Genomic DNA, 22,975 nt, shown 5'->3' with positions numbered 1-22,975 from the left:
GTGGTTTTCTTATTTACAACCTTCAACAATGATTACAAATTCTCCTTTGATAGTTGAAGTTTTAAAGTATTCGAGTAATTCAAGTAACGTTCCTCTTTTGGTTTCTTCATGTAGTTTAGAGATTTCTCTTGAAACCGATGCTAGTCGGTCTTGTCCGAAAAACTCACAGAATTGCTCCAATGTTTTTAGTAACCGATACGGGGATTCATAAAAAATCATGGTACGCTCTTCACTAATAAGACTCTGAATTTTTTTGTTCCTTCCTTTTTTTTGTGGTAAAAAACCTTCAAAGCAAAACCGATCATTTGGAAGGCCTGAATTTACCAACCCTGGGATTAGTGCAGTCGCTCCGGGAAGACATTCAATATCAATTCCCATTTCTACACATTTTCGAACGAGCAGGAATCCTGGATCACTGATTCCGGGAGTACCTGCATCCGAAATTAACGCGATATTCTCACCAGCGTCTATGCGGCTTGAAATGGCTTCAACAGTTTTATGCTCGTTAAATTTGTGATGAGGTGAAAGTTTATTTTGTATTTCGTAGTGGTTTAAAAGTTTTGATGAAGTGCGCGTGTCTTCTGCTAAAATTAAATCAACTTCTTTAAGCACTTTAATTGCACGAAAAGTCATGTCATCCAAATTGCCAATTGGTGTTGGCACCATGTATAATTTTCCACTCATGATATGAATCGTCTTTTAACTAATTGTACAAACTTCAGACTGGTCTCATTCTTTTTCCACTTGAAGTTAGTACTGAGATGATTGACAGCTTCATTTATATTACTCATTTCATCGAGTTGCTGAACTGTTGATCGGAAAAGATCAGAATCGCCATTGAATAATTCACGGATATATTGAAATCGGTCATTTAATCCAATCGCTGTTTCTATCTTCTGGATTGAAGATGTTGCAAATTTTTGATCCAGCGTTTTACTATCTGACATTACATCATTCAACGATTTTTCTTTGGTGAAACGTTCGCCAACAATTTTAATCTTTTCATCTGATTCTTCTTCATTTTCTTGATCAGAAGTTTCAAATTCTTCTTCAAGCTTCTCTTCCTCTTGCACCAATTCGCTTTCAGCTGCTTCAGGTTGTGGAGTTTCTTGTTTTGTTGGTTCTATTGTGTCTTGATTTTCAGCGCTGGGGGCTTCTTTTTCAACTTCTAACTTATCTTCCTTTATTTCGTTGGTTTTGGGTGAAGCCATGGGGTCATTTTCAAGAACAGATATTTCTTCAATTGCTTCTTCTTTTTCTGAACGATATTCTTCCTTCTCAGCATTGTCAAGCTCACTCTTGGATTTTACTTCAGATTTTATTGGTGTTCCCAGTTTTTCTGATTGAATGGTGAAGGAGGCTGATTGTTCTTTCAGAAGTTCAAATTCCTGCATGACAAGTTTCGATTTGCTAAGAGCTATTTCTATCTCCAGCTTTGAAATTGTATCGTTGTTTGTTAACTCTTCAGTCAGCTCATTTAACTCCAGTAAATCTTTTTTGATGATTTGTAACAACTTTTTCTGATCCATATTTTGATAAACAATTTAACTCAACAAATTCGTTACTTTTGTAAAAGTACTAAAATCTTAATTGTATAACGGTAAATGTTTCTTGAAAGAGATGTCAGCCATCGAAAATCTGGTGGAAGTATAGAAATTATTGCTGGATCAATGTTTTCGGGTAAGACTGAAGAGTTGATCAGGAGGATGAGAAGGGCTCAGTTTGCGCGACAAAAGGTGGAAATATTCAAGCCTAAAATTGATACCAGATATTCTAATGAGGCTGTGGTTTCACACGACGATAATTCAATTCCAAGTACAGTTGTTGAGAATTCATCTAATATCTTGTTATTGTCAGGCAATGTTGATGTGATCGGCATTGATGAAGCTCAGTTTTTTGATAAAGGGTTGGTCGAAGTATGCATGAAATTGGCAAACATGGGAATTCGTGTAATTATTGCTGGTTTAGATATGGATTTTACCGGGAAGCCATTTGGCCCCATGCCTGAATTAATGGCAATTGCTGATTATGTTTCAAAAGTTCATGCAATCTGCATGCAATGTGGAAGCATTGCTCAATTTTCTCATCGATTGATTGCTAATGATAAGCAGGTTTTAGTAGGCGAGAGAAATGAATATGAACCGTTATGTCGGGAATGTTTTAAAAAGGTAACTCAAAAATGATCGGAATTAGCCTTTCGAAAATATCAGATATTATAGGTGGACAATTAATTAAGTCCAATTTTACGGAAGAACTTTTTGCGATTTCCATTGATAGCAGAACAATTGTTGATGCGAAATCTACCTTGTTCTTCGCAATAACTGGCGAAAGACATAATGGGCACGATTATATTATTGATCTATATAATAAAGGTGTCAGGAGCTTTGTCGTTTCTGAAATGCCGGAGAAGTTTGAAAATCTGAATGAGGCTGGTTTTGTATTGGTTGGGAACACCTTAAAAGCATTGCAGATTTTTGCTTCATGGTACCGTAATAATTACGAATATCCGGTTTTAGCAATTACCGGGAGCAATGGAAAAACAATTGTTAAAGAATGGCTTTTTGACCTATTGGCAAACAGGCGAATTATTCGAAGTCCCAAAAGTTATAATTCCCAGGTTGGAGTACCACTGTCTGTTTTAAATATGAATGAGCATTTCGATTTGGCAATCTTTGAAGCAGGGATCTCCATGCCAAATGAAATGACTAATCTCGCAGAAGTTATTTCTCCAGACTTTGGAATTTTCACCAATATTGGTGATGCGCATCAGGAAAGCTTTCAAAGTCTTGAGCAAAAGATATTGGAAAAACTTGTTCTGTTCGAATCCTGTAAAAGTTTGATTTATAATTTGGATAATTCAATGGTTGATCAGATTATCCGACAGAAATTTGAACAATCTCCGGTTGAGTTATATTCCTGGTCTTTTCAGAATAAGATGGCTGATTTATTCATCCAGGTTCAAAAAGAAGACAATTATTCTGTTTTTCAATTTAAAAGCAGTGGTAAAGATTGGAGTATAAAAATACCTTTTTCCGATGATGCTTCATTGGAGAATTCTGCACATTGTTTAGCATTTATTGTTTTGCAGAATGAATTGTCAGAAATGACAGAAAAGAGGTTTGCATTTTTGCAGCCGGTTGCCATGCGTTTGGAATTGAAAGATGGAATAAATAATTGCACGTTAATTAATGACTATTACAATTCGGATATCAATTCGTTGGAAATTGCGCTTCAGTTTTTAAATCAACAAACTTCATTAAACCATAAAAGGAAGACTGTAATTCTTTCCGAAATTCAACAGTCTGGTTTGTCTAAGGAAATACTTCAGTACGAAGTTTTACAATTGCTAAAACTTACCGGAATCAATCACTTTGTTGCCATTGGAATGGAATGGTTGAAAGAGCAGACTTTTAAAAATATGTCCACCTCTTTTTATAAATCTACTTCTGAATTTATAGCAGACTTCAAGGCCGAAAATTACGATAATGAAATCATCTTAATTAAAGGTGCTCGTGATTTTCGGTTTGAGCGAATATCCTCACTATTACAAAAGAAGTATCACCAAACTACTCTTGAAATCCGGTTGAATGAGATGGTTGAAAACCTGAATAGCTATAAATCATTGCTAAAGCCTGAAACAAAAGTGATGGTGATGGTGAAGGCTTTTTCATATGGAAGCGGAACTGTTGAAGTCGCCCGGATGCTGCAATATCAGCAAGTTGATTATTTGGCCGTTGCTGTGGCCGATGAAGGTATTGAGTTGAGGCAGGCTGGGATTGAAACTCCCATTGTGGTGATGAATCCGGAGGAGCACAGTTTTGAAACGATGATTGAATACCGATTGGAACCCAATATTTATTCAGAGGATGTGCTGAATGGATTTGAAAGAGTGGCCAATCGGCTGGCAGTTCAAGAATATCCAATTCATTTAAAGATTGATTCGGGAATGCATCGGCTGGGGTTTGACACCCAATCTGATTTTGAAAAAATTGTCTCAAGAATTTCTAATACAAAGCTTTTTCGTATTAAAAGCATTTTCTCTCACTTGTCAGCAAGTGATGATCCGGCTCATGATGAATTTACCCATGAACAATATAACCGGTTTGAAAAAATGTGCTCGATTGTAAAAAAGATAATTTCTTATAAAGTTGACAGGCACATTTTAAATTCAGCTGGTATAGAACGGTTTTCAGAATTGCAAATGGAAATGGTTCGTCTCGGTATTGGTTTATATGGAATATCGGCAAGTTCAAAAATTAGCTGTAATCCAATTGCTCGTTGGGTGACATCAATTTCACAGGTGAGGGATGTTAAGCCTGGTGAAACCGTTGGTTATAGTAGGATGGGCAAGGTTGTTGAACCTAAAAGGGTTGCCGTGCTTCCGGTGGGGTATGCCGATGGTTATGATCGCCGTTTTAGTAATGGAGGCTCTAAGGTATGGGTGAATGGGAAGTTTGCTTCTATTATTGGGAATGTTTGCATGGATATGTGCATGATTGACGTTTCAGAAATTATTGTAAAGCCAGGAGATTCTGTTGAATTGATGGGTGAACATGTAAAACTGAATGATCTGGCGGCGTGGGCAGGTACTATCCCATATGAAATTCTGACAGGAATTTCTCAACGCGTGAAAAGAATTTACATTCAAGAATAAACCCATCATAGCTCAAGTCTAGGTAAGAAACTATAATTTCAATCCATTATAAGCTCTGCTGAATTATCCGAAAACTTGTAGAAGGAGTTTTCTCAAAACCAATATGAATTTCAAATAGCGAATGATCGCTTGTATTGATTGTTAAGCATTCTTTTTTGTGATATCATTAATTTCTTCAGTTGATGAATTAATGTTTTTATTGATAATTCGTACATTTCGTTAAATTTACGTCAGTCCTAGTTTTTACTTCAAAAACCAACTATGAAAAAATACCTATACATTTGCCTTATCGCGGGTTTTCTATACGGTCCGGTGATGGCACAAGACAGCTATCCAACGAATAAAGAGATAACAAATCGACTCCAAACGCTTGCATTAAATAGTTCAGTTACTTTAAATTCTTTGACAAAAACAGTTGGAGGGAATGATATTTGGGTACTTAAGATTGGAGTTGGCGATCTGGATAATAAACCGGGAGTAGCGGTTGTCGGGGGAGTTGAGGGGTACCACTTATTAAGTGTTGAATTGGCCTTGCAGTTTGCAGAGCGACTGTTGAATGAGCATTCAGAAGTCTTGGATTCAACAACATTTTATGTCTTTCCAAATGTGTCACCTGATGCCTACAACCAGTATTTCGCACCCATAAAATATGAACGCAGAGGAAATGCTGTTGGTAAGGATCAGGATCGTGATGGCGCAATTAGTGAAGATCCGTACGATGATTTAAATAAAGATGGATACATTTCCTTGATGAGGGTTGAAAATCCAATAGGTGATTATAAAGCCGATCCAATGAATCCGGATTTATTAGTTAAAGTAGACCATGCTAAGGGGGAGCAAGGAAATTACATGGCTTATACTGAAGGGCTGGATAATGATAAGGATGGACAGTTTAATGAAGACTTGGAGGAAGGAATTGCATTCAATAAAAATTTCACCTATAAGTTCCCTGTTTTTAAACCATTGGCAGATGACTATCCGGTATCTCAGCTTGAAACCCGAGCTATTGTTGATTACCTTTTTGACCAATGGAACATTTTTGCATTTGTAACTTTTAGTCCGGCAAATAATCTTTCCGAACCATTAAAGTTCAACGATAATGATGCGAAAAAGAAAGTTGTTGCTTCCATGTTGGAGAAAGATGTAGCCATCAATAAAATGGTTTCAGACATCTATAACGAGGCGATCACGCAAAAAGCTTTTCAGCAAAGTAACCATGGGACTGATGGGGACTTTTTTCAATGGGCGTATTTCCATTTTGGAAGATTAAGTTTCAGCACGCCAGGCTGGTGGGTTCCTGAAGTGAACCGAGAAAAAAGCGAAGAAAACTCCAATGAGGAAGAAAAAGAAAAGGGCGAAACTACGAAAGAATCAAACTTCATAAAGTGGGCTGAAAAAGAAGGTTTGGATGATGTCTTCATTCCATGGACAAAGATTTCACATCCTGATTTTCCAGATCAAATTGTGGAGATTGGGGGAATTAAACCATTTGCCATGACCAATCCTCCATATTCCATGGTTGATAATATCGCTATTCAGCATACTGATTTTATTCTGCGATTGGCAGCTATGCATCCAAACCTGGAATTTCATCATTCCAAAATTGAAAAACTGGATGGAGGATTAACAAGAATAACGGTTGATTTGGTTAATAATTCTTCGCTTCCAACACATTCGGAAATGGGTAAGCGATCTCGTTGGCTTCGAAAAATACGGGTTGACATTAACAAAGATAAAGAGGAAGTATTGGCAGGAAATACGATTAACCTGATCGATAAACTGGATGCTTATGAGTCTAAAACACTTTCATGGATTGTGAAAGGTAGTGGTAATTTAGAAATTAAGGCAGGGGCTGCACATACCGGATTTGCAACACTCAAAATAAAACTGTAATCATGAAGAAAACGATATATACACTTGCAATTTGTTTGCTATTTATCTGTGTGAATTTAACAGATTGTTTTGCGCAAGAGAAATTCTTTCATGCAATAGGAACACCACATCAGCCAAAAGTTGAAGTGAGCTGGAACCGATACAATACCTATGATGGTTTGGTTGACATCATGAAAAAAATAACGAAAGCTCACCCAGAACTTGCAAGAATGGAGAGTGTTGGAAAATCATTTGAAGGGAGAGACATTTGGGCGCTTATTATTTCTGATTATAAATCGGGCAATCCGGATAGAAAACCGGGAATGTATATTGATGGAAATATTCATTCCAACGAAATACAGGGAGCTGAGTTTGCACTTTATGCAGCTTGGTACCTTACTGAAATGTATAGTGAGATTGATTTCATTAAAGAATTATTGACGGATAAAACATTTTATATTTTGCCAACCATTAATCCCGATGCACGTGAGAATTTTATGAAGGAACCGAATTCTCCACATTCACCAAGATCGGGTATGATTGTGTTGGATAATGATGGTGATGGCGAAGCTGGAGAAGATCGTTTTGATGATTTGAATGCCGATAATAACATTACCATGATGATCCGAAAATCGCCAGACGGGCGTTTTGTGAAGGATCAGCAAAATCCTAAAATTTTAAAAAGAGTTGCTGCGGAAGAAAAAGGTGAATATGAAATGCTGGGATTTGAAGGGATCGATCGCGATGGTGACGGACGGGTAAATGAGGATGGTATCGGTTATTATGACCCGAACCGTGACTGGGCATGGAATTGGCAGCCCGACTATGTTCAGCGGGGAGCTTATAAATATCCATTCAGTTTACCGGAAAATCGAGCTGTAGCTGATTTTGTGATGAAACATCCCAATATTGCAGGAGCACAAACATATCATAATAATGGAGGAATGATTCTTCGTGGGCCGGGAGCGGAAGAGGATATTGATTTGTATAACCGGAATGATGTGCGGATATATGATGCAATTGCCGGCAAAGGGGAAGAAATGATTCCTGGATATCGGTATCTGGTTGTATACAAGGATTTATATTCTGTGTTTGGAGGAGAATTGGATTGGTTTTATGGTGCAAGAGGAATTTTTACCTTCTCAAACGAGTTGATGACTTCCTATTTATACTTTCATAGCAAAGAAAGCAGAGGACAAAACGAAGAGTTTAAGGTGGACAAGTATTTGACTTTCGGCGATGCTTTTGTTGATTGGCAGGAATACGAGCATCCTCAATTTGGAACGATCGAAATAGGTGGGTTTAAAAAGAATTTTGGACGTCTGCATCCCGGCTTTTTATTGGAGGAGGATGCGCACAGAAACATGGCTTTTACAGTTTATCATGCCTATCATACACCAAAACTGAGTGTGATGGATGTGCAGGAAGAGAAATTGGGAAGCGGATTGAAGGAAATCACAGCAACTATTTATAATGAACGATTAATGCCAACTCATAGTAGCCAGGATATAAAGAATAAAATTGAGCGTCCTGATTATGTTTCAATAAGTGGAACAAAAGTAATTGTTGGAATGATTGTGGAAAATGAGGATTTCAATGTGGTGAAAGAACAAAAGAACAATCCTCAAAAAGTTGCAATTGAGAATATTCCAGGAATGGGTACTGTGAAAGTTCGTTGGATTGTTTCAGACAACAAAAATTATCGAATAACAGTTGATTCTGCGAAAGGAGGTCTGGCAGACTGGGAAAAGTAAAAGCTTATTGAACTTCTATTTATTGCTTTTTTACCTGACAAGCGTTGGCAATTTTCAAGTTGAAAACCGAAGGATAGTTTTCCATCAGTAGTTTCATACTGCCAGAAATTAAGGCCATAACCGTGTCATATTCCCCGGAAATCAACGTGCTCATGATGCCAGTTTGTATGGTTACTTCCGGCTTATCTTTTAGTAAATCCAGCAATTCAAATATTGGTTTGTCGTAGTCAGATTGTAATGGATAATAACTTATTTCAACGGTTATGTACATGCATATATTTTTTGAACAGTTGCAGCTATAAATGCACCTGGGACTGACGATTCTTTTTCTGTCTTGTCTAATATCTCAAATTCGGAAGATAAGTGGACGCATTCGTTGATTGTCGGATTTCCAAATTTGGAAAGATGATTTTTAAGTTCGGCTTTAGTCATGAAATTTCCATGTTTGAACACCGGGTCTTGTTCTTTGGTTTTTCCGAGAATTGATTTGGCATTCAGGCAACCAGCAATTAGCCACCCGCCCGGTTTTAACACACGATTAATCTCTGAAAAAGCGTGCTCAATATTGCCGCAAAATTCAAGTGCTGTAATTACTGAAACTGCACCAAATTGATGATCCTCAAAAGGTAAATTCAAAACATCAGCCTTCATGAATGAAGTATTTGGCAAATTTTTATTTTTGGCGAATGCTAACATTGCATCTGAAACATCGGTCGCAGTAATTTCAAAGTTTAATTCTGCAAATACTTGAGTCCAGTGACCAGTGCCACACCCAATTTCAAGCATTGTCGAGCGAGCTATCTGTTTAACTAATTCAAGAATTGCTTGCTTCTCAAGCGAGTCAATTACCATGCCTTGTTCACTTTTGTAATAGGCATCATATTCTTGTGCGACTACTTCATTGGCAAAAATATTCATATTGAATGTGGCTATTGAATTGTTAGGATCAAAGAATTATTCTTCCTGTCCAATGATGGCAGATGTTTCATGTGTTTCTCCCGGGTTGAGTGAAATGCAGTAGTCAAATGCATTAGTTGCTTCCACACAAACAAAAGCCTCGTAACCATCATTCGGAATATCTTGAATTGCTTTCGTGGTTTCTTTTCCTGGGTTCCACACGGTCGTCACTTTGCTTCCTGCTTTTTGGACAGAAATCCGGCGTCTGAATGCTGGGTCACTAATAACAACAGGACTTTCTGTATTTAAGTAATGACGGGTAAGAGGTTCTTGAATTTTCAATGATGATTCCTCCTGTGTCGCATGCTCCGAATTCAATTGATTGTAGTATGTTGTTCCTTGCAAGCCTTCAATAGCAATATGATCAATTGCTGAAATACTGTAATATGTGTGTAATGCGCAACCATACACAAAAGCTTCAGTCGATGTATTGCTGACTTTGAGAGTGGTAATAAGTTTTGCGCCAACAGTAAATATCATTTCAGCACGAAAATCATGAGGCCACAAATTCTTAGTCTGTTCCGAAGATTCCAATTGCATTCGAATATATGTCTCACCATTTGGTTCTGATCTGGTTTCTGCCACATCCCAAAACATGAGTCTTCCAAATCCATGCTGAGGTTTTTCTGAATTTGATTTGTGCGGTCCAAACCATGGGAAACATACAGGAATACCTCCACGAATGGCTTTGCCTTCTTCGAGAAAACTACCAGGGCTCATCCATAATAAATCCATGCCATTGTAAGGTGCAAAACTCATAACGTGTGCTCCATATAAACAAATGTCTGCTTGCGCGTATTTATTTGAAATACTGATAAAAGGTAATTCACCTTCCATTTCGATAAATCCAAGTTCTCCTTCAATACCGAATTCTTCGTCTAGGTCGTCAATATTAATCATTGGGTTAATAGTCTTTATTAGTTGATTGTTAGTTTTTAGTTTTAATAGATGTCATTGAATTTTTGCATGACTATTTTTTTCACTTCCTGCATATCCATTTTTTTGCCCATCTCTTTTTCAAGCGAAGTTACGCCATACGTGATAAAGCCACAGGGATTAATGTAATTGAAATAACGCAGGTCGGTATTTACATTCAGCGCAAATCCATGCATCGTAACATAACGGCTGACTCGTACACCAATGGCACAAATCTTTCGGGATTTTGCAGGAATTTCAGCATCCAGCCAAACACCTGTTGCTCCCTCTTTTCGCGATCCGACTAATCCGTACTCGGCAATGGTTGCAATAATAGCATCTTCCATTTTTTCAATGTACTCACGCACGCCAATTTTATAATGTTCCAAATCAATAATTGGATAACCAACTAACTGACCGGGCCCATGATAGGTGATGTCGCCACCACGATTTATTTTGTAGTAAGTGGCGTCGATTTTTTTCATGAAATCCTCGTGTATTAAAAGGTTGTGCTCATCGCCACTTTTTCCAAGGGTGTACACATGTGGATGTTCTACTAATAGAAATCGGTTTAAATCAGATGAACCATTTTTTGCTTTTTTGTCAGCCTGCACTTTTGCCAGAATCTCTTCCTGATAGTCCCAGCATTCTTTATAGTCTTTTATTCCAATATCTTCGTATTCAAAATTTGCCATAATTCAAATTTCAGATTTTTACTTGAATGTGTCTAAGCTGTAACATGAATTTCTGCACGATAGCTGGATCGAACCAGCGGATGGCTTTCGACAAAAGAAAAACCCTTTTCAAGCCCGATTGTTCGGTATTTCTCAAATTGGTCCGGATGAATGTATTCTTTTACTGGAAGATGTGAAATTGTTGGAGCAAGATATTGCCCAATGGTCATCACTTTACATCCGGCATCTAATAAGTCATCCATCGTTTGCAGAACTTCAACTTCGGTTTCACCCAAGCCAAGCATGATGCCTGATTTGGCAACCAAGCCAGTTTCATTGATTGTTGAAATCACGTCAAGGCTGCGTTTATATTTGGCCGCACTTCGAATACTCGGAGTAAGCCTTTCTGTTGTTTCCAGGTTGTGAGAAATTACATCGGGTTTTGCCGATGCAACAATTTCTATAAGTTCTTTCTTCCCTTGGAAATCGGGGATTAGAACTTCCAGCCTGGTATCCGGGTTTAACTTTTTGACTTCACGTATTGTTTCAGCCCAAATTGCCGCGCCCAAATCAGGTAAATCATCTCTATCTACAGAAGTGATGACAGCATGCTTAAGTTGCATTAACTTTATCGATTCAGCTATTCTTTTGGGTTCATTGGAATCGGGTGGAAGTGGCTTCCCTGTTTTTACCCCGCAGAATTTACAGTTTCGGGTACAGATTTCTCCCAAAATCATAAAAGTGGCAGTTCCCCGGTTCCAGCAATCACCAATATTCGGGCAATTTCCGCTGGTGCAGATGGTATGTAATTCGTGTTTGTTTACCAGGTTTTTTACCCTTGAATAGTTTTCCCCCTTCGGCATTTTCATTTTCATCCAACGGGGTAATCTGGGGCGATTTTTTAGTTCATCAGTCATCTGAAATTTAATTTGGCACAAAAATAACCGAATTATCTGAAAAGGCTATCCCAGTCTTTCCTGTAATAAAAAAACAAATCCCTTTCACTCGAATTGAGGAAAGGGAATCTGTATTTTGTTGATTATTCCTTTTTAAAAGGTCTAATACTTATTTTATAGTTTGTAAAACTGTTCCCATTCTTTTCTTGGTGGTGTTCCAACCAATAGATCATTTGCCAATTTGTTATTAGTGATTTGTTTGGTTTCACGATCAAATACTAATTTGGTGCCTAACTGCTGAGCCAAAACCCCCAGACAGAATACCTGGCTTAGAGGCCCTGCAATTTCAAATGGAGAACGAGTTTCTTCTTTCCCTTTACAAGCAAGAAGGAAATTGGCGAAGTGGTTGGAAGGGCTTTCAGGGGCTTCTGGAAGTTTTGATTCCATTTCCAATGCTTTTTCTTTTGGTATGATGGATAAAGTACTTCCATGGGAACCACCTTTGAAAGTCAGGTCTTTGCCATAAATTATCTTTCCGGGATTCAGTTTCGCAGGTTGAATTTTCCCGTTACTTGCAGCGGGAATATTAGGGTCAAGTTCCGAAGCACCATATCCCTCAGGAACCTCTGGTAGATTATTTACTCCATCGTACCAGGTAATGTCGCATGCTGGCATATTACCTCGCTTCGGGAATCTGAATGCGATTGTTGATGACATTGGATAGAAGAAATTGTTATGGCCTTCCAGTAAAATTGGATCCACTTCGTACGGAAGTCCCAAATTTAGAAACTGATGTGCTGTATCCATAATATGAGCTCCCCAATCGCCAAGGGCACCCATGCCAAAGTCGTACCAGCAACGCCATTGTCCGTTAATGAAATCTTTGGTGTAATCGTGGAACTGTGCAGCAGACAACCAGGTATCCCAGTGCAATGTTTCAGGAATGGGCTCTGCATCAGGAAATTTAGTAATTGAAGGGTCCCACTTGTGCCAACGCCTTGGATTATTCATATGCGCTGTTATAGCAGTTACGTCTTTAATAATGCCTGCCTCAACCCAGCTCTTAAACTGAAAATAATTTGCTTCTGAATGGCCCTGGTTTCCCATTTGGGTTACTACTTTATATCTTTTTGCAGCATCCATCAACAGTTCAATTTCATTGAAGGTTCTTGCTAAAGGTTTTTCGGTGTAAACATGTATTCCCAAACTCATTGCAAGCATGGTAATGGGAAAGTGAGAATGGTCAGGCACTGCAATGGTAACAGCTTCAATTTCGTCTCCCATTTTATCAAACATTTCCCTGAAGTCCGTGAAGCGGGGAACATCGGGCATGTTTTTTAGTATATTTTCCGTGTGAGGGGCACCCATGTCCACATCACAAAGCGCTACGAAGTTGGCTAGCCCTGTATCGTACATGTCTCGAATGACTTGCGCACCGCGATTTCCAATACCAATACAAGCAAGATTTACTTTGTCGTTGGCACTTCCTTGTTTATTTGTGCAACCAGTTGTGTTTAATAGGATTGTTGGGAAAGCAGCGGCTGTCGTTAGCGTTAACGATTTTTTCAAAAAGTCGCGCCTTGTTTCGTTTGATTTCATTTGGAGTCAGTTTTTAAATAATAGTTTTTGCTGGAAAATATTGGATTAAATCTTTTCAAATTTCTTCAAGCAAAAGTAATAATAATGTTTGTTGGGGACAATTTCAATCTTTAAAAATCGATACGTGGTATTTAGCATCTTTAAAATAAATTAGTTCTGCTGTAAATGCCATTGTACGTTGTATTCTGAATATTACTTTTGTATGCATGATTACAGTTCGGAAAATAATTGCTTTTGCAGGAGTGCTGTTTTGCTTAATGCATCTCCCTGATTTTGCATTTAGTCAGAAGAAAATTGACACTGCTAAATTGCAACAGGCCGGAAGGTACTATCAGGAACGAGAATTTGAGAAAGCGGCGGTGTTGTATAAAGAAATATTTGAAATTTCGGGTAGTCAGCACTACTTCGTTTATTACCTGAATTGTTTGATAGAATTGTCTAAGTATGATCAGGCAGAGAAGGAAATAAAAAAAGAAATTCGTCGGACCAATAAAGATGCAAGTTTGTATGTTCAGTGGGGGGCTTTGCTAAAGCAACAAAATCGGTTTGAGGAAGCTTCAGATAAATTTGAATCAGCCTTGAAATTGGGTCCAAAGTACAAGAGTGATTTTATTCAACTGGCAAATAGCTTTATTTCGAAACGAGAATTTGAATGGGCGGAGAAAGTTTACTTACTCGGAAGAAATTCAATTATTGATGATGACTTTAACTATGAGCTCGCTCGGGTTTACTTGTACCAACGCAATTATGAACAAATGCTTGCCGAGTATCTGGAACTCCTTAAAAAAGATGAAAATAATTTATCACGAGTTCAGAGTAGTCTTCGTTCTGCTTTGAGGTCAGATGTAGATGATTCTCTTCAAGGAATGTTTCGTCAACTTGTTTTAAAGAGCATTCAGGCAGAGCCAGGAGTTGTAGCTTATAACAGGCTTTTAATTTGGCTTTTCACCCAAGAGGAAATGTATTCACAGGCGCTCCGGCAGACGATCGCTTTAGATAAACGCTCGGGACAGGAGGATCTGACAATTGCTGCGCTTGCGAGAGTCGCAGGTAATAACCATTTCTATGGTGATGCAATTCAAGCATACGATTATATAATTGAAAAAGGTGTTGAGGGTGTTTCCTATTACGAGGCGCAGCGTTCAAAAATGCAATTGCTTTATCAACAATACATTTTAAAAGATGAAGATGCTCTTTCAGAAGAACAGTTGGAAGAACGATTTGAGAGTACGTTAGCGGTTGTTGGCGAAAATCCGGAGTCCGTTGGATTACTGATTGACTTTGCACATTTTCTTGCATTCTACGAAGATAAACCGGATCAGGCAGTGCAAATCCTTGAAGAAGGAAGAAAAATTCCAAGACTGCAGGCTATTCAGCGTGATTTTATAAAAAACGAGTTGGCAGATATTTCAGTTTATAAAGATGATTTATGGGAAGCGGTTTTATTGTATTCACAGTTGATTGAAGCAAACCGGGACAACGAGTTGGGAGATGAGGTAAAACTTAAAAAGGCACGCCTGGGGTATTTTATGGGAAATTTGAGTTGGGCAAAGGCGTTGTTAAATGTAATAAAAGCCGGTACTTCGAAATTAGTTGCAAATGATGCATTGGAGTTGTCACTCTTTATTTCGAATAATAGCAATCTAGATACTACCGAAATTCCCTTGCAACAATTTGCGCGAGCAGATTTGTATACGTTTCGCAACCAGGGAGAGAAGGCTTGGGCTGTTTTAGATTCGATTGAAACTAATTTTCCACGTCATAGTTTGACAGATGATGTGCTATTTCGGAAAGCCAAGATTAAGATTGCAAATGGCGATTTTCAGCAGGCAGCTGCATATCTTGAAGAAATAGTCACGAATTACTCCTACGAGTTACTTGCTGATGATGCACTTTTTCAATTGGCCGGTTTATACGAAAATCAATTGATGGAAAAGGAAAAGGCTGAAGGATTATATAAAAAGATGCTGGTTCAGTATCCAGCAAGTATTTACGTTACAAAATCAAGGGAAAAATATCGGGAATTACGGGGCGACTTTGAGGACGACAAGGAAACGGAGTTTTTTGAAGGAGGGGCTAATTAAATGAAAAATCAGAAAACAGCGATTCTTCTCGCACTGGCTTCTGTATTGTTGTGGTCTACTGTTGCTTCTGCTTTTAAAATGGCCTTGCGCGGATTGAATCCCTGGCAACTTATTTTCATTGCATCACTGGTCACTTTGGGCATTTTTACTGGATTGATGTTGGTCCAGGGAAAACTGAATCAACTATTCACAGTTTCAAAAAAAGATTTAGTGCAATATGCTCTTTTAGGATTGTTAAACCCTTTTGCTTACTACCTCGTACTTTTTAAAGCGTATGAATTAAACCCGGCGCAAGTTGCACAGGCTTTAAACATGGTTTGGCCAATTAGTCTGGCGCTTTTATCGGTACCTTTGCTTGGGCAGAAAATTACCAAAAGGAATATATATGCTGTATTGATTAGCTTTATTGGGGTGGTTTTCATTGCATCGCAAGGAAGTATCGAAGGGTTTACGAAGACCAATCCTCTTGGAGCATTTCTTGCACTTGTAAGCAGTATTATTTGGGCCTTGTATTGGATATTAAGCGTGAAAAGTCATCGTGAAAAGATTATTGTATTGTTCTGGAATTTTGTATTTGGAACTCTATATCTGCTTGTTTTCGGTTTCTTTAATTATCAGGATAATTTTGATTTTCAGTTTGATGTTTCGTTTTGGACTGCAGTTTATGTTGGTGTTTTCGAATTAGGGATCACTTATTTGGTTTGGATGAAAGCTTTAGAGAAGAGTGAGAATAATGCAGTAACTGGCAATTTCATATTTCTAACACCGTTCTTATCTTTGATATTTATTTATTTAATTCTTAAAGAACAGATTTACTGGACCACTTTTGCAGGCTTAAGTTTGATTCTGTTAGGTATTTTTATTCAGCAATTGAAAAAGAGAGATGAAAAGAGTTGATATGCATAGGTTTTTGCTGTTTGCCGCGATGGCGGCTTTGTTGGTTATGGCGAATTCCTGCCAGAAGGATGATATAATAATAGAAGAGCCGGATCCGGATACAACAAACAATGAGCAACCGGTTGAAGAAACAAGCAAAGATTTCATTTACGATATTTTTAAAGAAAATTATCTTTGGATAGAAGAACTTCCAGGAATTGCCCCAAATGACTATAGCTCGAATGAATTGTTGGTAGATGCCCTCCGATATGATGAAATTGATCATTGGAGTTTTGTTTCAGATTTACAGGAATATAGAAATTTGTTTGATGAAGCTGAAACCAAGGGTTTTGGCGTTGGAATGGCAATAACACAGGATGATAAGTTAATGGTTCGCTTCACCTACAAGAATGCCCCTATGGGATTGGCCGGGGTTGACAGAGGATGGGAATTCATTAAAATTAATGATGTCGACGTTTCAGATATCCCTGATTTGTGGGCGGCTTTTGATACGGATGGTGAGGTGAAATTTACTTTCCGTACAGTAAGTAATGATACTGTTGAGTATTCAATGACTCGTACTGATTATGAAATCAATACCGTACTGCATAAATGTGTAGTAGAGGATAATGGGAAGAAGATAGGATATCTTGTTTTTGAGAGTTTTTTGGGGCCATCTGCTGAGGAGTTGGATGATGCCTTTGATTATTTCAATCAACAGGAAGTTGATGACATCGTTGTCGATTTAAGATATAATGGTGGAGGAAATGTCGATATTGCTTTTCAACTGATGGAGTTACTTGGAGGGAACGCCATTATAAACAAGGTAATTACTAGTATCGTTTATAACAGTAACCGAACGGATGAAAATGACTCTTATGGTTTTGGTAGGGGATCAGGAAAAGCTGTTGAATTGGATCGTTTGTATTTTATTACCACTGAAAGTTCTGCTTCTGCCAGTGAATTAGTTATTAATTCATTGTTTCCCTATAAGGAAATTACGATTATTGGGGAGAGAACTCATGGAAAACCTGTGGGGATGGAGGTTTACGAATCCGAAAAATACCAGATTGCTTTAGCTCCGGTTACGTTTAAGCTGGTTAATGCGTTGGGTGATGGAGATTATTTTAGTGGTATTCCTGTTGATTACGAAGAAGCTGATGATATATTTCATTCATGGGGAGATCCGAATGAGGCTTGTTTAAAGAAGGCTTTGGAGGTTATTAGTGGAGAAACCAGCATGGTTGCTGCTAAGTCGGCAACAATTCAGCCAAAACCACTGCCGTTGAAGCGAGGATTGCAGGAAATCACAGGAGCTTATTAGATGGGAAAAATTGCAAAACGAATATTAGGAATTGACCCGGGAACCATCGTAATGGGGTATGGTCTTATTGAAGTAGAAAACGATAAGCCACGAATAGTACAAACGGGGGTGGTGAAAACCAAAGGGTACAATGATCATTATTTGCGGTTGAAGCATATTTTTACACGAACCCGACATCTTATTGAAGATTATCTTCCTGACGAACTAGCCATCGAATCACCTTTCTATGGAAAAGATATTCAGGCTATGTTGAAGTTAGGGCGTGCTCAGGGAATAATTATGGGATTGGCTTTAGAAAAGGACATTCCGGTTTTCGAATATGCTCCGCTTCGGGTAAAGCAGGCCATCACTGGAATGGGGCGTGCCTCCAAAGAACAGGTTGCCTATTTTCTCAAAAACATGTTTAAAGAAAACGAACTTCCCAAGGAGTTGGATGCAACTGATGCTTTAGCGGTTGCAGTATGTCACTATTTGCAACTGAAAAATCCAGTTGCTGGCAAATCATATAAAGGATGGGGGGATTTTATCAAGAAGAACCCTGGGAGGGTCAAGTAGTTTTTCGGAGAATACACATGACACAATAGAATTGGTATGGGATCAAGCACCAGTATCAAATTCTTTACACAAAAAAAAGCCACCCTATTGGACGGCTTCTGCAATTATTTTGCTTGTATTTTTACTCTATCTCTGCGGCAATCTTTGCTCTAATCTCTTCAAACTCCTCTGAGCTTAATTGAACTTTATCTGAAAAATTGAGCAAGTCGCCTTCTGATTGCATTGGCACCAAATGAATGTGTGCATGAGGTACTTCCAGCCCTAAAACCATGATGCCAACTTTTTGACATGGAATGGCTTTTTTTAGTCCTGCAGCAACTTTCTTTGCAAATTGATTGAGTCCCTGGTAGGTTTCATCATCCAAGTCAAAAATATAATCAACCTCCTTTTTCGGGATCACTAAAGTATGCCCTTTTGCCGTTGGAAAAATATCCAAAAAAGCCAGGTAGTTGTCATCTTCTGCAACTTTATAGGCTGGGATTTCTCCATTAATTATTTTGGTGAAAATGGTTGGCATGTTATAAGGAAATATCAATAATTTCGAAAGGAATAATTCCAGATGGAACCTGAATTTCAACTACATCACCCACTTTTTTGCCAATAAGTCCTTTGGCAATGGGAGTTTCAATAGAGATTTTACCCAGTTTCAAATCAGCTTCGTGTTCTGAAACAATGGTATATTTCATGGTTGCATTATTCTTTTTATTCTTGATAGTTACCTTATTCAGGATCTGCACACAAGAAGTATCAATTTTCGATTCATCAATAATTCTGGCGGTTGCAATTTTCCCTCTTAACTGAGCGATTTTTGCTTCCAGCATTCCTTGTGCGTCTTTGGCCGCATCATATTCTGCATTCTCAGAAATATCACCTTTTTCGATCGCCTCACCAATTTGTTTCGAAATTGCAGGACGCTCAACATTCATTAAGTGATTTAATTCTTTCTTCAGTTTATCAAGGCCTTCTTGAGTTATAAAGGTCACTTTTGCCATATGATTGTAAATTTTTATGTAACGTGGTATAAATAAAAAAGAATTCCACCTCATGGAACTCTTCAGTGATACAAAACTAAATAAAATAATTGATTTTTGCGAGGCTTATATTGAAAAATAGTGTTTAAATAGTTGTTTACTAAACGGTTCTAGTATTTTCTGTCAAGAATCTCGGAATATATTACAGCTTTCTTTAACGTGAAGTCTTTCATTATTGCCCCCAGCCTTGTTTCTTGCTCTGGTTCTTCTTCAAGCAAAATAGGAGTTTTCTTTTTAATTGGTTCTGTTTTTTTTATGATTGGCTCTCTTTTTAATGGTTCAAAGGTCTTTTTTACAACTGGTTTTTGTTCGGGCTTTGGTTCAGGAACAAAAACAGGTTCTGGTTCGTCATCAAAAAAAGAATCATCCATGAAATTTTTCAAAATGGATGGTGGTTCGTTATACGGTTCATTTTCTTCTTTCATCCGGGCAATTTTTTGCTTTTTCTTACTGTTAATCGCGCCAAGTGCAGAAAGGATAATTGCTATGATGATAAAGATATAATCTTCCATTTTTGCTAATTTTACAAGCTGGCAAAATAACTTTGCCTCCTGATCAGTTATGATTGTTAAAGATATAAAAAATGAATGGCATTAGTAGATATATAATCAGGTTTAGTTTTGTGCTTATTTTATTATTGGCATTAACTCCTGCTTGTAAAGATGATTTTAATTCTTCAATTCCGTATGTGAGAGTGAGTATGCAAATTAATTTGATACAGTATAATGATTTAACTGTTCCCTCCAATTCTTTGGTTTTTCCAGCTGGTTATGGTGGGATTATAGTAACCAACAATGGTTTTGGATTTAATGCTTGTGATGCAGCTTGTCCTTATGAGGTTGATCCACAATGTAAGGTAGTGCCTGATGGTGGTGGAACTGCTACTTGTCCATGTTGTGGTTCACAATATCTGTTACTTGAGGGTGGATCGCTGCTTTCCGGTACTGGTCCTTCTACTGAACCACTAAAACCTTATTCTGTGCAGCAAAGCGGGAGTTCTTTAATCGTGACTAATTGATCTCGAACAATTTCTCATTTTCAATTTCCATCAGGAATATCCGGTCAAAGTCTGAAGGGAAGTTCCAGTTTCCAATTTTATTCTGAAAATTAAATAGAAGTTTATTTTGAAATGATTCAATGTGGATAAGTAGCCACAGTTGAAAGGGCTTGTGCTTTTGGTAGAGATAAATTTTTTCTTCTTTAGCGCGGATCGTATCTTCAATATGTTCGTTTATCTTTTCTGGTTCAGTTAAATGCCCTTGTTGTTCGTAAAATTCCTGTCCATGTAGCTCAGTTAGTTCAATTCCAAGTTTTTTCCTTCGATTAACTTTGACTAAAAAGTCTGGCGATTCATTTTGCACGATCTTTCCATTCGGAAATTCGCCGTACAATTTCCGGAAAAGCATCAGCACCTGAAGTTCTATTTTCTTTTTATCGGTCATATCCGAAGATACAAAAAAAGCAGCGGTTAAGCTGCTCTTTTTTATGATGTATGCCGAATTTTAATATCGGTAATGTTCTGGTTTGTAAGGCCCATTTGGCGATACGCCAATGTATTTCGCCTGATCATCAGAGAGCTTAGTCAATTTCACTCCTAATTGTTCCAGATGCAAGCGTGCAACTTCTTCATCTAAGTGTTTTGGTAAACGATAAACATCAGTTTTATAATCATTTTTCCATAACTCAATCTGAGCCAACGTTTGGTTCGTAAATGAATTACTCATTACAAATGATGGGTGACCAGTTGCACAACCTAAATTAACCAATCGGCCTTCCGCCAACAAGAAAATAGAATGTCCATCTTCATAGGTGAATTTGTCTACCTGTGGTTTGATATTTGTTTTTTGAATCCCAGGCCATTTTTCCAATTTCGAAACCTGAATTTCATTATCAAAGTGTCCGATGTTACAAACAATTGCCTGGTCTTTCATGGCAGCCATATGTTCGGCTGTGATGATATCTTTATTTCCGGTAGTCGTCACATAAATGTTTCCTTCTTCAATGGCATCTTCCATGGTTTTAACTTCAAAGCCTTCCATGGCAGCTTGCAATGCACAAATTGGATCAATTTCAGTTACCACTACACGAGCACCATAACCTCTCATTGAGCGGGCACAACCCTTACCAACATCACCATATCCGGCAACAACAACTACCTTACCGGCGATCATAACATCCGTGGCACGTTTAATTCCATCGGCTAGCGATTCGCGACAGCCATATAGATTATCGAATTTCGATTTAGTTACAGAGTCGTTTACATTAATGGCAGGAAACAGTAATTTTCCATCTTCCATCATTTGGTACAAGCGGTGAACCCCGGTTGTCGTTTCCTCCGATACTCCCTTAATTTCAGGAACCGTACGATGCCAACGTTGCGGATCTTCTGCCAATGCTTTCTTTATTGCTTTGAATAATTCTATTTCATCTTCAGCTTCCAGCTCTACGTCCAAAATGGATGGATCTTTTTCAGCTTCATATCCAATATGGATCATCATCGTCGCATCACCCCCATCATCAACAATAATATTTGGTCCTATGCCATTTCCAAAATCAAGAGCACGCTCAGTACACCACCAATATTCTTCAAGGGTTTCGCCTTTCCATGCAAAAACAGGAACTCCGGAAGCAGCAATTGCTGCAGCAGCATGATCCTGTGTGCTGAAAATATTACAACTTGCCCAACGAACATCTGCTCCAAGTTCTGTCAATGTTTCAATTAAAACGGCAGTTTGGATAGTCATATGCAATGAACCCATAATTCTGGATCCTTTCAATGGCTTTTCTTTTCCGTATTTAGATCGCAGAGACATTAATCCCGGCATTTCTTTTTCTGCAATTTCAATCTCTTTTCGCCCGAAATCTGCTAATGAGATATCAGCTACTTTGTAATCTGTTTTTGTGTCTGTCAATGTGTTCATTTTGTTTTCCTTAAACTTCTCGCAAAGATAATTATTCTTAAAAGAATATATGAATTATATTTTTCGTGCTACTACAAGCACCTCCTGATCAATATTAAAAACATTCAGGATGCGTCTGAAGAAGCGATTAAAAAAGAATTTGAAAGAAAATGGTCCCGGAATAAAAACCGGATAGTTTTGTTGTACCACTTCAAATCCGGATGACTCCAGTGTTGAGCCTAAATTTTCATAGTTGAAATAGACAAAATGCTCCAGTCCAACTCCAGCCTGATTATAAAACCGGTGTTCTCCTCTGTTATTTTGAGCTCTGTTGTATTTTGAATTTGGGACCATGATTAGAATAATTCCATTTTTATTCAATAAATCAGCACACTTAGCGAGTGTTGTAAATGGATTGGGGAAATGTTCCAACACATGTTGCATGTATATCAATTGATATTTTTTCTTTTTAGAAATAAGCTCCTCCAGTGATGACACTTCTGCGTTTAATCCCTGGCTTTGACAATAATCAACTGCATACTCACTTACATCGATTCCCAAATGAGAGATTTCTCGATCTCTCGCTGCTTCCAATGTGTATCCGATTGAACAACCCACTTCAAGTAATGATGTGATATTGGAGTGAAATAAGCTGGCAATATCTATTAGCCAACCTGATTTGCGAACTTTATGTTTTCGTTTTAGATCGTATTTTTTTGATTTGAAGTATGATTGATCGTATTCCTTTTCTAAATTGAATGAGTCGGGAGACCTCCAAATTAAACCACAATCATTACATTTCAGGTAACTTAATTCTCCGTCTGCTGCATATTGTTTGTAATTCTTTGGATTACATCCCAGGTGGGTGGTACATAAAAACATAG

The 22,975-nt window shown here is 38.0% G+C and carries 23 protein-coding genes; 9 read left to right on the top strand and 14 right to left on the bottom strand.

Features of this window, described 5'->3' with window-relative positions; translation table 11 throughout:
- Positions 1–9 precede the first annotated feature (9 nt).
- Positions 10–684: a 16S rRNA (cytidine(1402)-2'-O)-methyltransferase gene (rsmI, locus tag ACUNWD_RS05760; RefSeq protein ID WP_445586829.1), complete on the bottom strand. Its 675-nt coding sequence runs from the start codon at positions 682–684 to the stop codon at positions 10–12.
- Positions 681–1,529: a hypothetical protein gene (locus tag ACUNWD_RS05755; RefSeq protein ID WP_445586828.1), complete on the bottom strand. Its 849-nt coding sequence runs from the start codon at positions 1,527–1,529 to the stop codon at positions 681–683. Before ACUNWD_RS05755 ends, rsmI begins: the two co-directional genes overlap by 4 nt.
- A gap of 75 nt (positions 1,530–1,604) precedes the next feature.
- On the opposite strand from ACUNWD_RS05755, the gene ACUNWD_RS05750 reads away from it, so the two are divergent.
- From ACUNWD_RS05750 to ACUNWD_RS05735, 4 genes are all read left to right on the top strand, one after another.
- A complete protein-coding gene (locus tag ACUNWD_RS05750; protein ID WP_445586827.1) occupies positions 1,605–2,183 on the top strand; it encodes a thymidine kinase in 579 nt (192 codons plus the stop codon).
- Positions 2,180–4,654, top strand: a complete 2,475-nt coding sequence (locus ACUNWD_RS05745) for a bifunctional UDP-N-acetylmuramoyl-tripeptide:D-alanyl-D-alanine ligase/alanine racemase (RefSeq protein ID WP_445586826.1) — start codon at positions 2,180–2,182, stop codon at positions 4,652–4,654. Before ACUNWD_RS05750 ends, ACUNWD_RS05745 begins: the two co-directional genes overlap by 4 nt.
- A 261-nt stretch (positions 4,655–4,915) precedes the next feature.
- Entirely contained in the window at positions 4,916–6,547 is a 1,632-nt protein-coding gene (locus ACUNWD_RS05740) for a M14 family metallopeptidase (protein WP_445586825.1), read from the top strand.
- 2 nt (positions 6,548–6,549) lie between these two features.
- Entirely contained in the window at positions 6,550–8,280 is a 1,731-nt protein-coding gene (locus ACUNWD_RS05735) for a M14 family metallopeptidase (protein WP_445586824.1), read from the top strand.
- 19 nt (positions 8,281–8,299) lie between these two features.
- Here the strand turns inward: ACUNWD_RS05735 and ACUNWD_RS05730 are convergent, their stop codons facing one another.
- The 6 genes from ACUNWD_RS05730 to ACUNWD_RS05705 form a co-directional block, all read right to left on the bottom strand.
- Positions 8,300–8,551 (bottom strand): hypothetical protein, encoded by a 252-nt coding sequence (locus ACUNWD_RS05730; protein WP_445586823.1) that lies wholly within the window; start codon positions 8,549–8,551, stop codon positions 8,300–8,302.
- Positions 8,542–9,198, bottom strand: a complete 657-nt coding sequence (locus tag ACUNWD_RS05725) for a class I SAM-dependent methyltransferase (protein WP_445586822.1) — start codon at positions 9,196–9,198, stop codon at positions 8,542–8,544. The genes ACUNWD_RS05730 and ACUNWD_RS05725 overlap by 10 nt, the downstream gene beginning before the upstream one ends.
- Before the next feature lie 36 nt (positions 9,199–9,234).
- Complete coding sequence (locus ACUNWD_RS05720) at positions 9,235–10,137, bottom strand: D-hexose-6-phosphate mutarotase (RefSeq protein WP_445586821.1); 903 nt, start codon at positions 10,135–10,137, stop codon at positions 9,235–9,237.
- A 41-nt stretch (positions 10,138–10,178) separates the two neighbouring features.
- Positions 10,179–10,847: a lipoyl(octanoyl) transferase LipB gene (gene lipB, locus ACUNWD_RS05715; RefSeq protein ID WP_445586820.1), complete on the bottom strand. Its 669-nt coding sequence runs from the start codon at positions 10,845–10,847 to the stop codon at positions 10,179–10,181.
- A gap of 32 nt (positions 10,848–10,879) precedes the next feature.
- Complete coding sequence (gene lipA, locus ACUNWD_RS05710; protein ID WP_445586819.1) at positions 10,880–11,743, bottom strand: lipoyl synthase; 864 nt, start codon at positions 11,741–11,743, stop codon at positions 10,880–10,882.
- A gap of 153 nt (positions 11,744–11,896) precedes the next feature.
- Complete coding sequence (locus ACUNWD_RS05705) at positions 11,897–13,321, bottom strand: Gfo/Idh/MocA family oxidoreductase (RefSeq protein WP_445586818.1); 1,425 nt, start codon at positions 13,319–13,321, stop codon at positions 11,897–11,899.
- Positions 13,322–13,527: 206 nt separating this feature from the next.
- Here ACUNWD_RS05705 and ACUNWD_RS05700 point away from each other — a divergent pair, with 206 nt between their 5' ends.
- From ACUNWD_RS05700 to ruvC, 4 genes are read left to right on the top strand one after another with little or no spacing between them, the layout of a single operon-like run.
- A complete protein-coding gene (locus ACUNWD_RS05700) occupies positions 13,528–15,405 on the top strand; it encodes a tetratricopeptide repeat protein (protein WP_445586817.1) in 1,878 nt (625 codons plus the stop codon).
- Positions 15,406–16,302, top strand: coding sequence for a DMT family transporter (locus tag ACUNWD_RS05695; protein ID WP_445586816.1), 897 nt, complete (start codon positions 15,406–15,408; stop codon positions 16,300–16,302).
- Between the two features lies 1 nt (position 16,303).
- Positions 16,304–17,605, top strand: a complete 1,302-nt coding sequence (locus ACUNWD_RS05690) for a S41 family peptidase (RefSeq protein WP_445586815.1) — start codon at positions 16,304–16,306, stop codon at positions 17,603–17,605.
- Entirely contained in the window at positions 17,606–18,160 is a 555-nt protein-coding gene (ruvC, locus tag ACUNWD_RS05685) for a crossover junction endodeoxyribonuclease RuvC (RefSeq protein WP_445586814.1), read from the top strand. It abuts the gene before it with no gap.
- 121 nt (positions 18,161–18,281) lie between these two features.
- Here ruvC and ACUNWD_RS05680 read toward each other — a convergent pair whose 3' ends face one another.
- The 3 genes from ACUNWD_RS05680 to ACUNWD_RS05670 all read right to left on the bottom strand — a co-directional run bounded on the left by ACUNWD_RS05680 (position 18,282) and on the right by ACUNWD_RS05670 (position 19,616).
- Positions 18,282–18,677 (bottom strand): HIT family protein, encoded by a 396-nt coding sequence (locus ACUNWD_RS05680; RefSeq protein ID WP_445586813.1) that lies wholly within the window; start codon positions 18,675–18,677, stop codon positions 18,282–18,284.
- Between the two features lies 1 nt (position 18,678).
- Positions 18,679–19,152, bottom strand: a complete 474-nt coding sequence (gene greA / locus ACUNWD_RS05675) for a transcription elongation factor GreA (RefSeq protein WP_445586812.1) — start codon at positions 19,150–19,152, stop codon at positions 18,679–18,681.
- A 149-nt stretch (positions 19,153–19,301) separates the two neighbouring features.
- A complete protein-coding gene (locus ACUNWD_RS05670; protein ID WP_445586811.1) occupies positions 19,302–19,616 on the bottom strand; it encodes a hypothetical protein in 315 nt (104 codons plus the stop codon).
- Between the two features lie 158 nt (positions 19,617–19,774).
- Between ACUNWD_RS05670 and ACUNWD_RS05665 the strand changes: the two genes are divergently transcribed.
- Positions 19,775–20,209: a hypothetical protein gene (locus ACUNWD_RS05665; protein WP_445586810.1), complete on the top strand. Its 435-nt coding sequence runs from the start codon at positions 19,775–19,777 to the stop codon at positions 20,207–20,209.
- Here ACUNWD_RS05665 and ACUNWD_RS05660 read toward each other — a convergent pair.
- The 3 genes from ACUNWD_RS05660 to ACUNWD_RS05650 are packed head-to-tail and all read right to left on the bottom strand — an operon-like array spanning position 20,202 to position 22,973.
- Positions 20,202–20,633: a hypothetical protein gene (locus tag ACUNWD_RS05660; protein ID WP_445586809.1), complete on the bottom strand. Its 432-nt coding sequence runs from the start codon at positions 20,631–20,633 to the stop codon at positions 20,202–20,204. The two genes, ACUNWD_RS05665 and ACUNWD_RS05660, sit on opposite strands and share 8 nt — an antisense overlap.
- A gap of 60 nt (positions 20,634–20,693) precedes the next feature.
- Complete coding sequence (ahcY, locus tag ACUNWD_RS05655; protein WP_445586808.1) at positions 20,694–22,112, bottom strand: adenosylhomocysteinase; 1,419 nt, start codon at positions 22,110–22,112, stop codon at positions 20,694–20,696.
- Positions 22,113–22,166: 54 nt separating this feature from the next.
- Positions 22,167–22,973: a class I SAM-dependent methyltransferase gene (locus tag ACUNWD_RS05650; protein ID WP_445586807.1), complete on the bottom strand. Its 807-nt coding sequence runs from the start codon at positions 22,971–22,973 to the stop codon at positions 22,167–22,169.
- Positions 22,974–22,975 lie beyond the last annotated feature (2 nt).

The organism is Sunxiuqinia sp. A32, from assembly GCF_052690465.1.
The sequence above is the reverse complement of the archived record's forward strand: the minus strand, read 5'-3'. Positions and strand labels throughout refer to the sequence as shown.